Genomic DNA, 13,433 nt, shown 5'->3' with positions numbered 1-13,433 from the left:
CGGTCAGCGCCGCGTGTCCCGTTGACTCCGGCCCGGAACGGAGCCGGCCCCGGGCGCGATCCTGCGATCACGCTCCGGGGCCGGGCACCGGCCAGCCGCGAGGGGTCAGGAGATGTCCCGCCGCCGCATGGTGAGGGTGCCGATCATGCCGGTCACCACGGCGTACCCGATCAGCACCGCCGCGCCCGCCCAGCGCGGCGGGTTGCCGGGGATCTCGGTGCCGCTGACCATCAGCGACGAGGCCAGCGAGGGCACCAGCACCTGGAGGTTGTTGATCCAGTCGCCCCAGCGGGCGGCGAGGATGCTGATCGCGATGGCCGCGCCGATCGAGCCGCCCAGGTAGAGCAGGATGCCGGTCACCGTCGCGCCGATCTGGCTGCGGATCAGCACGCCGATGCCGACGCCCAGCACCGACCAGAGCAGGTACGCCAGCGCGTTGAGCGCCGTCGCCGTCCAGACCGCGCCGTTGCCGAGCTGGGAGCCGAGGTCGACGCTGTTGAGCACCAGCACGCCGAGCACCAGGTTGAGCCCCGTGGTGACCAGCCAGAACAGCATCGCCAGCACGGCCGCCGCGACCAGCTTCGCCGTCATCACCGCCGTGCGGTGCGGCACGGTGAGGAACGTGGTGGTCACCGTCTGGTGGAAGAACTCGCTGGTCACCACGATGATGCCGAGCAGCATCACGATGAGCAGCCCGAAGAACTGCCCGTTGGTGTAGATGTTGGCGGCCAGGCTGTCCACGGACTGCACGGCCGCCACCTGGTCGGCCTGGTCGGCCGGCACGTCGCCGAAGTTGCCGCTGGCCAGCGCGTCGGTCTGCAACCAGTTGATCAGCGCGGTGAGGCCCCACAGCGGCAGCGAGATGAGCGCGAAGACCCACCAGGTGTTGGTGGTGCGGATCTTGAGCAGCTCGGATCGGACGAGGTTCATCGGATGCCCGCCTTTCCGGCCGTCAGTTCCAGGAAGACCCGTTCCAGGTCGGGCCGTTCCGGGGTCAGTTCGTGCAGCTCCACACCGGCGGCCAGCGCGGCCTTGCCGATCGCCGGGGCGTCCGCCCCGGTGACCAGCAGCACGCCGTGCTCGCCGGTCTCCACCGTCGCCGACTGCGCGCGCAGCGCCGCGACCAGCTCGTCGGCCTGCGGGGTGCGCACCCGCACCCGGCCGCCGCCCTGCGCCATCGAGCCCAGCACCTGCTCGACCGGCCCCTGCCGGACCAGCTTGCCGGCCGCGATGATCACCACGTCGTCGGCGAGCAGCTGCATCTCCGACAGCAGGTGGCTGGAGACCAGCACCGTGCGGCCCTCGTGGGCCAGGCCCTTGAGGAAGCCGCGCATCCACCGGATGCCCTCGGGGTCGAGCCCGTTCGCGGGCTCGTCGAGGATCAGCACCCGGGGGTCGCCGAGCATCGCGGCGGCGATGCCGAGGCGCTGCTTCATGCCCAGCGAGTAGCCCTTGAACTTGCGCTTCGCCGCCGGGGTGAGCCCCACCAGGGCCAGCGCCTCGTCGGCGCGCGACTTCGGCAGGCCGGCCGCCGCGCAGATCACCCGCAGGTGGTTGATCCCGGTGCGGCCCTTGTGCGCGCTGGACGCCTCCAGCACCGCGCCGACGTGGCGCAGCGGGTCGGTCAGGTCCGCGTAGCGCTGGCCGCCGATGGTCGCCGTGCCGCCCGTCGGGGTGACCAGGTTCAGCAGCATACGCAGCGTGGTGGTCTTGCCGGCGCCGTTCGGGCCGAGGAAGCCGGTGACCCGCCCCGGTTCGACCGTGAACGACAGATTGTCGACCGCCCGGACGTTCTTGTACTGCTTCGTCAGGCCGGACACCACGATCTGACCGCTGCCGGTTATGGGGCTTCGCTGCCCGTCAGACATCTTTCTCCTCCCGTGCACGGCGCGGAGAGCGCGCCGAGATGTGCGGCGCGGTTGCGGACGCGCCGTGGCACAGCCTGGCAAGGCCGCGCAACCAGGTCAATCAGGCGCGACACCTACCTCCGCCTCCACCTCAGGCAGGAGTCGGTCCTCCCCAGGGACGAGAGCGCCCCGCCGGGGCCCCGCCCCCCGACCCGCCGGTCACGCCTCCGACAGGGCGATCCAGGCGGCCAGGGCCCGGCCCAGCAGCCGGCCGTCCGGGGCGTACAGGCTGGTCCGGACCACCGCCTTGCGCCCCCACACGCCGTCGGCCACGCCCGTCACCACGCACTCGTCGCCCGGCGTCGGCAGCCCCTCCAGCACGGCGGTCATCCGGCCCAGCACGTAGGGCCGGCCCGCGTCGATCACCGCCCAGCCGCCGGGGCAGTCCAGCGCCGCCCATACCGTAGCCGCGTCCACCTCGGCCGGGGCGGTGAACGGCGCGGCGGTCCGCCCGTCGGGCAGGCGGCCCGGGAAGATCCGCAGCCCGTCGGCCCGGCCGGGCCCGCAGACGAAGCAGCCGGGGAACGGGTGGTCCACCAGGCCCGGGTACGTCGCCGACGCGGCCCGCGCCGTGTCGACGTCCACCGGGGGCACCACCTCCGGAACCTCGTCCACGCCGCGCACCTGGGCGATCAGCCGGCCGTCCGGGTCGTGCACCCCGCCGCCGTCGAGGGTCAGCGGGGTCTCCAGCGGCGGCGGCTGCCGCAACGTCACCTCGACCGTGCCGCCGAGCCCGGACGCGGCGGCGAAGACGCCGGCGCACCAACCGCCGTTGCCCGACCCGGGCGGCCCGTTGAATCTCGCGGGGATGATCACGCGCACCTCCTCCGCGCAGCCTCGCACGCCCGGTTCCGGGCAAGGAAGGGCCCCTTGTTAACGCTTGCGGTAGAGAAGGGTCCCCCTCTCACCGCCTTCCACCGGGCCGGGAAAGTCCGCCCGTTGGCGTTCACCGGATCGACACCGGTCGTCCCCGCCCGCGGCATCCGGGACACCTACACAGAGCTCATGGCTGTTCTGCCCGTCGCTGGCGTTCCCCTGACGACCAGCGGATACACCGTGTCGATCGCCGACGACCCCCGTCAGGTCGCGGCCGCGCAGCGACTGCGCCACGAGGTCTTCGCCACCGAGCTCGGGGCCACCCTGCGCCCCGGTCCGGCCGGCCTGGACGTTGACGACCTCGACCCCTACTGCGACCACCTGATCGTCCGCGAGGAGCGCACCGGGGCGGTGGTCGGGACGTACCGGCTGCTGCCGCCCGGCCGGACCCCGCGCCGGTACGCGGAGGCCGAGTTCGACCTCACCGCGCTCGACCCGCTGCGGGACGTCCTGGTGGAGGCCGGTCGGTCCTGCGTCCACCCGGCGCACCGCTCCGGCGCGGTGATCAACCTGATGTGGACCGGCATCACCCGCTACCTGCACCTGCGCGGGTCGCGCTGGCTGGGCGGCTGCGCCTCCGTGCCCGTCGACGACGGCGGGCTGCTCGCCGCCGGCGTCTGGGAGCACGTCCGGGCCCGGCACCTGGCCCCGCCGCCGCTGCGGGTCCGGCCGCTGCGCCCCTGGCTGGCCGAGCCGCGCGCCGCCGAGCCGCCCGCCGCGGGGCCGCGCGCCGCTGAGCCGCCCGCCGCCGAGCCGCCCGCCGCCGGGTCGCCCGCCGGGTCGCGCGTCGGCGCCGGGAAGGCCGCCGCCGGGCCCGACACCACCGCCCCGCACGCCGTCGCGACGCCCACCGCCGCCGCGCCCGGCGATCCGCGCCCGGCCGGGCGGGTCGCGCTGCCGCCGCTGCTGCGCGGGTACCTGCGACTGGGCGCCTGGGTGGCCGGCGAGCCGGCGTACGACCCGGACTTCCGGGTCGCCGACTTCTACGTGATCTTCTCGCTGGACCGGATGAGCCCCCGCCACCTGCGGCACTTCCTCGGCGACGGGGGCGGGCGGTGACCGCCCGCCACGACCTCTGGCGGCCGGTCTCCGGCTGCGACGCGGACTGCCTGCCCGGCCCGGGGGAGACCCCCACCGTGCCGGTCGCCCGCCGGCTCGGGCGGCTGGCGGCCGTACTCCTGATGCTGGTGGCCGGCGCGGCGCTGGCCGGGCTGCTGCCGGTGCTGCCGGCGAGGGAGCGGCGGGCCGCGCTGCGCGGCTGGGCCCGGGGCACGGCCCGGGCCTGCGGCGTGCGGCTGGTGGTCCGGGGCCGGCTGCCCCGGCGGCCGTCGCTCGTGGTCGCCAACCACGCGTCGTGGCTGGACGTGCTCGCGCTGCTGGCCGTGGCGCCGGCCCGGGTCCTGGCCAAGCGCGAGGTGCGCCGCTGGCCGCTGGTCGGGCCGCTGGCCGTCGCGGTGGGCACCCTCTTCGTGGACCGCGCGCGCCCCCGGGCGCTGCCCGCCGCCGTGCGCCGGGTCGCCGCCGCGCTGCGGGCCGGTCACCCGGTCGCGGTCTTTCCCGAGGGTACGACGTGGTGCGGCGCGGGCGTGGGCTGCCGGCCGGGCGGCGGGTTCCGTCCCGCCGTGTTCCAGGCGGCGGTCGACGCGGGCGCGCCGGTCGTCCCGGTCCGGATCGGTTACCACCTGGCCGCCGCTGCGCCGGCCCCCGGCCTCCCGGCTGCTCCCGCCGGCGGGCCGACGACCGTCGGCGCCTTCCTCGGCGCGGAGAGCCTGGGCCGGTCGGTCTGGCGGGTCCTGGCGACCCGGGGGCTCACGGTGACGGTGACGGCGACCGCCGCGCTGCACCCCGGGCGGGACGCGGACCGGCGACTGCTCGCCCGGATCGCCGAGTCGGCGGTCCACCTCGTGCCGCCCCGGGTCGCCGCTGCGGCCGTCCCGCCCCGGGCCGCCGTCCCGGTGCTGCCGCTCGCGCCCGGGTCGCCTCGGGTCGCCGGCACGCAGGTCGGCACGACGTCGCCCGCCGGCACGCAGGTCGGCCTCGCGGCCTGACGCGTCCCCGACACGCGACAGTCTTGTTAGGTCGCGATGTATCGCGTTATCCTGCCACCGGAGGAGCGCGCCGCCGGGGCGCGCCCGCCGGCGGGAGGATGCCATGCCCAGGTGGACCGTCGACCGCCCCCAGCGGCTCACCCTCGACGAGCCGGTCACCGCGCTGCACGTCCGGCTGGTGACCGGGCGGCTCGCCGTCGTCGGCACGGACGGCCCGGCCCGGCTGGACGTCACCCGGGTCAGCAGCCGGCCCGTGCTCGTCGAGCAGCACGACGGGGTGCTGACCGTCCGGCACGAACGCCGACCGAGGTGGCCCGGGCTGCTCTGGTGGCTCGGCCAGCTCGGCCGGCGCTTCCGGGCCGACGTCTCGATCGCCGTACCCGCCGACGTGCTGGCCGACCTCGGGCTGGTCGACGGCTCGCTGGTCGCCTCGGGCCTGAGCCGGGAGACGCGCGCCGACGTCACGGCGGGCCAGATCGCCCTGATGGGTGTGCGGGGCCGCACCACCGCGAAGACCGTCTCCGGGCCGGTGGAGGCCCTGGGGGTGGCCGGGGACCTGAGCCTGGAGACCGTCTCCGGGGAGGTCGTCCTCGCCGACGGCACCGTCGGCACGGTGCGCGCGCACACCGTCTCCGGCGAGATCACCTGCGACCTGGACACCCAGCGCGGCGGCGAGATCCGGCTGAGCACCATCTCCGGCCGGATCACCGTCCGGGTCCGCGAGGACAGCGACCTCGACGTCCGCCTGCACACCACCGCCGGCCGGATCACCAGCGGGTTCCCGCAGGTGCGCGACGGAGGCGGGCTCGGCGGCGTGCGGGACAGCGCGGGGGTCCTCGGCACCGGCGCGGGTAGGCTCTGGGCGTCCGCGACCTCCGGCAGCATCGCGCTGCTCGCCCGTCCGGTCGACGACGACGCCGAGGAGCTGCCGTGACCACCGTGTTCAGCCACGGGCGGCTCCGGCTCTATCTGCTCAAGCTGCTCGACGACGGCCCGAAGCACGGCTACGAGCTGATCCGGCTGCTGGAGGACCGCTTCCTCGGCCTGTACGCGCCGAGCGCCGGCACGATCTACCCCCGGCTCCAGCGGCTGGAGGCGGAGGGGCGGGTGACCCACACCGCCGCCGGTGGCCGCAAGGTCTACGACATCACCGAGGCGGGCCGGGCCGAGCTGCGCCAGCGGGCCGCCGAGCTGGCCACCCTGGAGTCCGACATCAGCTCGTCGGTGGCCGACCTCTCCGCCCTGGCCGGCGAGATCCGCTCCGAGGTACGCGGGTCGGTGCGCGACCTCAAGCGGGAGCTGCGCGAGGCGACCCGGCGGACGCGCCAGTCCCGCCGTACCCCGTGGGAGGCCGCGTCGCCCCCGCCCCCGGCGCGGTCCGCCGGTTCCTCGCCGCTGCTGGCCGAGCTCGACGACCGGTTGGCCGCGTTCACCGTCGAGGTCGACGCGTTGACGCGGGCGGGCCGGCTCGACGACGTCCAGCTCCGCGCGGCGATCCGGGTCCTCGACGGCGCCCTGGACGGGCTGCGCCGGCTGCTGCGCTAGCCGGCCCGTGACCGGCGGGGAGGCGGCCCGGAGTTCTCAGGGAGTTTCCAGCAACCGCCCAGCGCCGACGCAGCGAGGTCACGGATGATGGTCGGCATGGCCGCTACCCAGACCGAGGCGCGACTGCTCGTCGTCGAGGACGATCCCAACATCCTCGAACTGCTCTCCGCGAGCCTCCGCTTCGCCGGCTTCGACGTGGCCACCGCGACCAGCGGGAGCGCCGCGCTGCACGCCGCCAAGGACCACCGCCCCGACCTGGTGGTCCTCGACGTGATGCTCCCCGACCTCGACGGCTTCGAGGTCATCCGGATGCTCCGCGAGGGCGGCACCCGGACCCCGGTGGTCTTCCTGACGGCCCGGGACGCGACCGACGACAAGATCCGCGGGTTGACCCTGGGCGGCGACGACTACGTCACCAAGCCGTTCAGCCTGGAGGAGCTCACGGCCCGGATCCGCGCCGTGCTGCGCCGCACGGCCAGCGGCGACCAGACGCCCTCCCGGCTCACCTTCGCCGACCTGGAGCTGGACGAGGAGACCCACGAGGTGCACCGGGCCGGGCAGCGCGTGCAGCTCTCGCCCACCGAGTTCAAGCTGCTGCGCTACCTGATGCTCAACGCCAACCGGGTGCTGTCCAAGGCGCAGATCCTCGACCACGTGTGGAACTACGACTTCCGGGGCGACGACAACATCGTCGAGTCCTACATCTCCTACCTGCGGCGCAAGGTCGACAACACCCAGCCCCGGCTGATCCACACTCTGCGCGGCGTGGGATACGTGCTGCGCAAGCCGGCGGCGTGAACGCCGTCGCGCTGGCGAAGGGGCGGCTGCGGAGCGTACCGCTGCGGGTGAAGCTGGTGGCGGCGGTGCTGACGCTGGTCGCCGCGGCGCTGTTGGTGATCAGCTCCCTGACCACCTACTTCCTGCGCAACTACCTGGTCGCCCAGGTCGACGGGGAACTGCGGGCCTCCGTGGAGAGCATCGAGTCCGCCCTGCTCACCGCGCAGGCCGGGCAGCAGGTCACGCAGCCGCTCGTGCCCACCGACTATCTGCTGGTGGCCACCGACCGGCGGACCGGGGCGGTGACGGTCACGCAGTACGATCCACGGCTGCACACCGCCGACCTGCCGGCCTGGCCGTCCGACGCGGAGGGCTTCGCGGCCCGGGTCGGCGAGCTCAAGTCGGTCCCGGCGCGCAACAGCCGGGTGCGCTGGCGGATCATCTACGCCGAGCTGCCGAACGGGCAGATGGTGGCCATCGCGCAGAACCTCACCGACGTCGACCTGGCGGTCAAGCGGCTGGTCTGGATAGACCTGCTGGTCGGCGGGGCGGTGCTGATCCTGCTCGCGTCCATCGGCGCGGCGATCGTGCGGACCAGCCTCAAGCCGCTGGTGGAGATCGAGCGCACCGCCGCCGCCATCGCCGGTGGCGACCTGACCCGGCGGGTGCCCGACCCGGAGGACGGCGAGCCCTGCCCGACCTCGGAGCTGGGGCGGCTGTCCCGGGCCCTGAACACGATGCTGGCCCAGATCGAGGCCGCCTTCACCGCCCGCGCGGCCTCGGAGATCGCCGCCCGCTCGGCCGAGGCCGGCGCGCGGGACGCGGCCGCCGCGGCGCAGGCGTCCGAGGCGCGGGCCCGCCGCTCGGAGGAGCGGATGCGGCAGTTCGTCGCGGACGCCTCGCACGAGCTGCGTACCCCGTTGACCACCATCCGCGGCTTCGCCGAGCTGTACCGGCAGGGCGCGGCGCGGGCCCCGGAGGAGACCGCCGGCCTGCTGCGCCGCATCGAGGACGAGGCCGCCCGGATGGGGCTGCTGGTGGAGGACCTGCTGCTGCTCGCCCGGCTGGACCGGGAGCGGCCCCTCGCCCTCGGCCCGGTGGAGCTGCCGCTGCTGGCCGGCGACGCCGTGCAGGCCGCCCGGGTGGTGGCCCCCGACCGGCGCATCGAGCTGGAGATCGAGCCGGGCTCCGGGCCGCTGGTGGTGCTGGGCGACGACGCCCGGTTGCGGCAGGTGATCGGCAACCTGATGACGAACGCGCTCACCCACACCCCGCCGGACGCCTCGGTGACGCTGCGGCTGCGTACCGAGCCGGGGAACCTGGCGGTGGTGGAGGTGGCCGACACCGGCCCGGGGCTCTCCCCGGAGCAGGCCGAGCGGGTGTTCGAGCGGTTCTACCGGGCCGACGCGGCCCGCACCCGGCGGGCCGGCGGGATGACCAGCACCGGGCTGGGGCTGGCCATCGTAGCGGCGCTGGTCGCCGCGCACCACGGCACCGTCGAGGTCGCCGAGACGCCGGGCGGGGGAGCGACCTTCCGGGTCCGGGTGCCGCTGCTGCCCGACGGCGGCGACGACCCGGGCGAGTGACTTTCAGGGAACTTCCAGGCGGATTCCAGGCTCGTCGCAGTGGCATGGGAGAAGGTGGATGCATGACCGAGTACGAGACCGACCCGCAGCGGCGACCGGCGCCCTCCGACGCCGAGCCGTCGCACCCCACCGCCGAGCTGTCCCGCGTCGAGACCGGGCAGTCCGACTCCCCGGCCGTCGAGCCCGCCGCTCCGGCCGCGCCCGCCGCCCACCCCACCTACCCCGGCCCCGCCGCGCCGGCCGCCGGGCAGCACGCCCCCGCCGGGCCCGCCGCCCCCGTCTCCGGGCCCGTCGCCCCGGCTTCCGGCGCGCAGCCGTACGGCGGCCCGGCCACCCCGTCCGCGCCGCCGTACCCGGTGTCGGGGCAGCCGCAGCCGGCCGGGCCGTACCCGAACAGTCCCTGGCAGCCCCAGCACGCCGGGCAGCACTCCGCCGGGCAGCACTCCGGCTGGGCCGCGGGGGGCCAGCACGGTCCGGCCGCCCCCGGCTACGCCCCGCACGCCGGCGGTCCCGCGTACCCGGGCGGCCCGGTGCCGCCGCAGCACCCCGGCCAGCCGGTGCCGGCGTGGGCGCAGGCCCCGAAGCCGAGCCGGGTGGCCAAGCTGGCGGGCGCCGGGGTGGCGGTGTTCGCGCTGATGCTCGGCTCCGGCGTGGCCGGCGGCGCGCTCGCGCTCGCCGTCGACGGCAACTCGGGCGGGATCACCCGCACCTACTCGGCCGCGCCGGTGCTCAACAGCGCCGACCTGCCGAAGATCGCCGCGTCCGTGCAGGACAGCGTGGTCTCGATCAGCACCGGCAGCGGCGAGGGCTCCGGGGTCATCCTCTCCGAGGACGGCTACGTGCTGACCAACAACCACGTGGTCGCCTCCGCCTCTGGCAAGACCGTCAAGGTGGTCTTCGCCGACGGCAAGACCGCCGACGCGGAGATCGTCGGCACCGACCCGAAGACCGACCTGGCCGTGGTGAAGGCCGGCGGGGTCAGCGGGCTGAAGGCCGCCACGTTGGGCGACAGCGACGCGATGCAGGTCGGCGACCAGGTGCTCGCCCTGGGCAGCCCGCTGGGCCTGCAGGGCTCGGTCACCTCGGGCATCATCAGCGCCCGGGACCGCACCATCCAGGCCGGCGAGAGCCAGCAGCAGGACCCGCGGCAGGGGGTCAGCTCGATCGCCGGGCTGCTCCAGACCGACGCCCCGATCAACCCGGGCAACTCCGGCGGCGCGCTGGTCAACACGCGGGGCGAGGTGATCGGCATCAACACCGCCATCGCCACCTCCGGGCAGAGCACCGGCAACATCGGCGTCGGCTTCGCCATCCCGAGCAACAAGGCCAAGGACGTGGCCGGCAAGCTCCAGCGCGGCGAGAAGGTCAGCCACCCCTCGCTCGGGGTGAGCGTGAGCCCGGCCGAGAACGGCGGCGCGGTGGTCGCGTCCGTCACCCCCGGCAGCGCCGCCGAGAAGGCCGGCATCCGGCAGGGCGACGTGATCACCAAGTTCGGCGACACCGTGATCAACGACTCCGACGACCTGGTGGGCGCGGTCCAGGCCCGCAAGGTCGGCGACCGGGTCGAGGTGCAGTACCAGCGGAATGGATCGGCGGCGACGGCAACCGTGACGCTCGCCGAAACGTCGTAACGACAGCAGACCTACCTCCTCGGCGGAGGGCGGTGGGTGGCGGAGCCAAGGGGGTTGGCTTCGTCACCCGCCGCCCTCCGCCCTTCCCGACCCCCCGGAGCCGTCGCGGGCGCAGGCCGTTCACCCGGACCGGGTGAGTCGCGTTCACCCCCGGCCGGCCGGCCCCGCCCGTGCGGGGCCCGCTCCGTTTGGCCCGACCGGGGCCGGGAAAGCCCGCAGACCACGCGCGCTGGGACCACCGGGGAGGACTCGTGGCCGTGAACCACCTGCCGCTCGACCGCTCGGAGGAACGGCCGCTGCGGATCGCCATGGTGGTCCCGCCGTGGCTGACCGTGCCGCCGCCCGGCTACGGCGGCCTGGAACAGGTCGTCGCCGGCCTGGTGGACGCGCTGGTCGAGCGGGGGCACGCGGTGACCGTCTTCGGGGCGGGCCGGCGGCACGGCACCCGGGCCGGCTACGTCGCCACCTGCGACGACCTCCAGTACGACCGGCTCGGCGAGGCGCTGCCCGAGCTGGCGCACCTGGCCCACGTCGGCCACCTCGTCTCGCCGGCCGACTTCGACGTCGTGCACGACCACACCACGATCGGCCCGCTGGTCGCCGGCCGGCGGGCGGTGCCCACGGTGGCCACCGTGCACGGCAACCCGGTCGGCGAGTACGGCACCGTGCTCAGCGACACCGACCAGGGGGTCGGCCTGGTCGCCATCTCGCACACCCAGCGGCGGCTGAACCCCGGGCTGCCGTGGGTCGGCACCGTGCACAACGCGCTCGACGTCGCCGACGTGCCGCACAAGACCGCCCCGGGGCGTGGCCCGGTGCTCTGGCTGGCCCGGTTCAGCCCCGACAAGGGCCCGGACGTGGCGATCGGGGCCTGCCGGGCGGCGGGCCTGCCGCTGGTCCTCGCCGGCAAGTGCAACGAGCCCGCCGAGCGTCGCTACTACGAGCAGGTGGTGGAGCCGATGCTCGACGACGACGTGACAGTGGTGTTCAACGCCGACCGGGCGGCCGCGCTGCGGATGCTCGTCGACGCCCGCTGCCTGATCATGCCGATCCAGTGGGAGGAGCCGTTCGGGATGGTGATCCTGGAGGCGATGGCGACGGGCACGCCCGTGGTGGCGCTGCGCCGGGGCGCCGTGCCGGAGCTGGTCCGCCCCGGCGTCACCGGGCTGGTCTGCGACCGCCCCGACGACCTGCCCGGCGCGCTGCGGCAGGTCGACCGGCTGGACCCGGCCGACTGCGTGGCGCACGTCGCGGAGAACTTCTCCACGGCCCGGATGGCGCAGGGCTACGAGGCGGTCTACCGCGACTTCCTGCACGGGTTCGCGCCCGCCCCGCCGAGCCGGCCGATCCCGGTGCCGGCCCGCTGACCGTCGCGCCGGCCGGGGCGGCCGCGCCGGCCGGGGCGGGTCACAGGCGCGCCGCCCCGAGCCGCTGGAACGCGGTGTCGAGCTGGCGGGCGTACGCGGGGGTGATGCTGCCCTCGCGCTGCCGCTCGGCGACCTTGTCGCGGGCCCGCTGCACGGCGGCGGCCAGGTCGCTCGGGCCGGTGGCCTCGACGGCGTGGCCGAGCAGGTTGCGGATGTCGGTGCCGACGTCGACGCGGATCCCGCCGTCGTCGACCCCCGTGTCGATGAGCTGCCCGATGTCGCTGGCCACCTCGGTCACGCTGCCGCCGGACGGGGCGGGCGGCGTGGTCGTCGGCGCGGCCGAGGGGGTGGCCCGGGGCCGGGCGGGCGGCCGGGTCGTGGTCGGCGGCGCGCTCGGCGACCGGGTCGGCGCCGTCCCCAGCGACTCGCCGGCGGGCGACTCGGTGGGCAGCGCCCGGGGCATCGGGTCGGGCTGCTCGTCGGGCCTGGGCCACAGGAGCGCCCCCGCCGCCGCCACCGCGGCCCCCGCCGCCACCACGGGCACCGCCCAGCGACGCCGGGACCGGCCCTGCGATGCGGCCCCGGCGGGCTGCGGGGACGACGCGGGGCCGGGCGTGCCACCCGCCGGGGCCGCCCCGGGGGGCGCGGCCGGCGGCGGGGGAGCCGACGTCGGGGCGGGCGGACCGGCCGGGGCCGACGGCGCGGCGGGCGGGGCGACGATCGACGGCAGGGTCATCGTCGGGGCGAGCATGGTGGCGGCCTGCGGGTCGGCCGGCAGGAGCTGGTCGCGCAGCGCGAGGGCCACCTGGTGCGCGGTGGGCCGGTCCCGTGGCTGCCGGGACAGGCAGCGCAGGCAGATCCGGACCACCTCGGGCGGCAGGCCCGGCACCTCCAGCGGCGGTGGCTCGTCGCCGCCGGCCAGGGCCGCGCCGAGCTGCTCCCAGGTGTCCGCCGGGTACGGCACCTGGCCGGTCAGGGTCTCGTAGAGCAGCACGCCGAGCGAGTAGATGTCGGTGGCCGGCTGCGCCGGGGCCCCGTCCAGCCGCTCCGGCGCGACGTACGCGGGCGTGCCGAAGGTGCCGCCGTCCTCGTCCTCGTCCGGTGCGCCGACGTGGGTGGCGATGCCGAAGTCGAGGACCTTCGCGCCGACCGGGGTCATCATCACGTTGGCCGGGGTGATGTCCCGGTGCACGATGCCGAGCCGGTGCGCGGCGGCGAGCGCCTCGGCCACCTGGGCGCCGATCTCCACCGCCTCCGGCCAGGGCAGCGGGCCCTCGGTCAGCCGGTATTCCAGCTCCTCACCGGCGAGCAGCTCCATCACCACGAACGAGGTGATGCTGCCGTCCGGGGCGAGCGTCTCGCCGTAGTCGTGCACCGACGTCACGTGCGGGTGGACGAGCTGCGCGGCGGAGCGGGCCTCCTCGCGGACCATGTCGCGGAACCGGGCGTCCGCCGCGAGCGAGGGCGCGAGCACCTTCAGGGCGACCGTGCGGTCGAGAACCTCGTCGCGGGCCCGCCAGATGACCGACATGCCACCCGCGCCGATCTGGTCGATGAGTCGGTACCTGCGGGCCAGCAGCCTGCCGGCGTGCAGTGTTGCCATGACGGATCGCACCTGCCTGAGGTCGGGGCGGTATCAGGTTGCGCGAATGTGTCCGGCCTGTCAACGCCCGTCCGGTCTCACCCGACCGGCGCG

At 75.7% G+C, this 13,433-nt stretch carries 12 protein-coding genes; 8 read left to right on the top strand and 4 right to left on the bottom strand.

The genetic code is table 11. The features are described 5' to 3' along the window. Positions 1 to 105: 105 nt before the first annotated feature. The 3 genes from O7628_RS06865 to O7628_RS06855 form a co-directional block, all read right to left on the bottom strand. The gene (locus O7628_RS06865) at positions 106 to 930 is read right to left on the bottom strand and encodes an ABC transporter permease (protein ID WP_278129185.1); all 825 of its coding nucleotides are present in this window, start codon (positions 928 to 930) and stop codon (positions 106 to 108) included. Continuing rightward, positions 927 to 1,868 (bottom strand): ATP-binding cassette domain-containing protein, encoded by a 942-nt coding sequence (locus O7628_RS06860; protein WP_278129184.1) that lies wholly within the window; start codon positions 1,866 to 1,868, stop codon positions 927 to 929. The genes O7628_RS06865 and O7628_RS06860 overlap by 4 nt, the downstream gene beginning before the upstream one ends. 198 nt (positions 1,869 to 2,066) lie before the next feature. Then, positions 2,067 to 2,723, bottom strand: a complete 657-nt coding sequence (locus O7628_RS06855; RefSeq protein ID WP_278129182.1) for a hypothetical protein — start codon at positions 2,721 to 2,723, stop codon at positions 2,067 to 2,069. A gap of 189 nt (positions 2,724 to 2,912) precedes the next feature. Here O7628_RS06855 and O7628_RS06850 point away from each other — a divergent pair, with 189 nt between their 5' ends. The 8 genes from O7628_RS06850 (at position 2,913) to O7628_RS06815 (ending at position 11,737) form a co-directional block, all read left to right on the top strand. Then, the gene (locus O7628_RS06850; RefSeq protein WP_278129180.1) at positions 2,913 to 3,842 is read left to right on the top strand and encodes a GNAT family N-acyltransferase; all 930 of its coding nucleotides are present in this window, start codon (positions 2,913 to 2,915) and stop codon (positions 3,840 to 3,842) included. Further along, on the top strand, positions 3,839 to 4,831 hold the full coding sequence (locus O7628_RS06845) for a lysophospholipid acyltransferase family protein (protein ID WP_278129178.1): 993 nt from the start codon (positions 3,839 to 3,841) through the stop codon (positions 4,829 to 4,831). The genes O7628_RS06850 and O7628_RS06845 overlap by 4 nt, the downstream gene beginning before the upstream one ends. A gap of 103 nt (positions 4,832 to 4,934) precedes the next feature. Then, entirely contained in the window at positions 4,935 to 5,765 is an 831-nt protein-coding gene (locus O7628_RS06840) for a DUF4097 family beta strand repeat-containing protein (RefSeq protein WP_278129176.1), read from the top strand. Then, a complete protein-coding gene (locus tag O7628_RS06835) occupies positions 5,762 to 6,376 on the top strand; it encodes a PadR family transcriptional regulator (protein WP_278129174.1) in 615 nt (204 codons plus the stop codon). Before O7628_RS06840 ends, O7628_RS06835 begins: the two co-directional genes overlap by 4 nt. A gap of 96 nt (positions 6,377 to 6,472) precedes the next feature. Beyond that, the gene (locus O7628_RS06830; protein ID WP_043966583.1) at positions 6,473 to 7,174 is read left to right on the top strand and encodes a response regulator transcription factor; all 702 of its coding nucleotides are present in this window, start codon (positions 6,473 to 6,475) and stop codon (positions 7,172 to 7,174) included. Continuing rightward, positions 7,171 to 8,739 (top strand): HAMP domain-containing sensor histidine kinase, encoded by a 1,569-nt coding sequence (locus O7628_RS06825; protein WP_278129171.1) that lies wholly within the window; start codon positions 7,171 to 7,173, stop codon positions 8,737 to 8,739. The genes O7628_RS06830 and O7628_RS06825 overlap by 4 nt, the downstream gene beginning before the upstream one ends. 62 nt (positions 8,740 to 8,801) lie before the next feature. Then, on the top strand, positions 8,802 to 10,370 hold the full coding sequence (locus O7628_RS06820) for a trypsin-like peptidase domain-containing protein (protein ID WP_278129169.1): 1,569 nt from the start codon (positions 8,802 to 8,804) through the stop codon (positions 10,368 to 10,370). 308 nt (positions 10,371 to 10,678) lie between these two features. Next, on the top strand, positions 10,679 to 11,737 hold the full coding sequence (locus tag O7628_RS06815; protein ID WP_278136243.1) for a glycosyltransferase family 4 protein: 1,059 nt from the start codon (positions 10,679 to 10,681) through the stop codon (positions 11,735 to 11,737). Positions 11,738 to 11,777: 40 nt separating this feature from the next. Here the strand turns inward: O7628_RS06815 and O7628_RS06810 are convergent, their stop codons facing one another. Then, positions 11,778 to 13,340 carry a serine/threonine-protein kinase gene (locus O7628_RS06810; protein ID WP_278129167.1) on the bottom strand — a complete coding sequence of 521 codons (1,563 nt, stop codon included), beginning with the start codon at positions 13,338 to 13,340 and terminating at the stop codon, positions 11,778 to 11,780. Positions 13,341 to 13,433: the final 93 nt, after the last annotated feature.

It is taken from the genome of Micromonospora sp. WMMD956, from assembly GCF_029626125.1.
In the GTDB taxonomy this organism is placed as follows: Bacteria; Actinomycetota; Actinomycetes; order Mycobacteriales; family Micromonosporaceae; genus Micromonospora; species Micromonospora carbonacea.
Note: the sequence above shows the minus strand (reverse complement) of the source record. Positions and strands in the feature narration are given on the sequence as shown.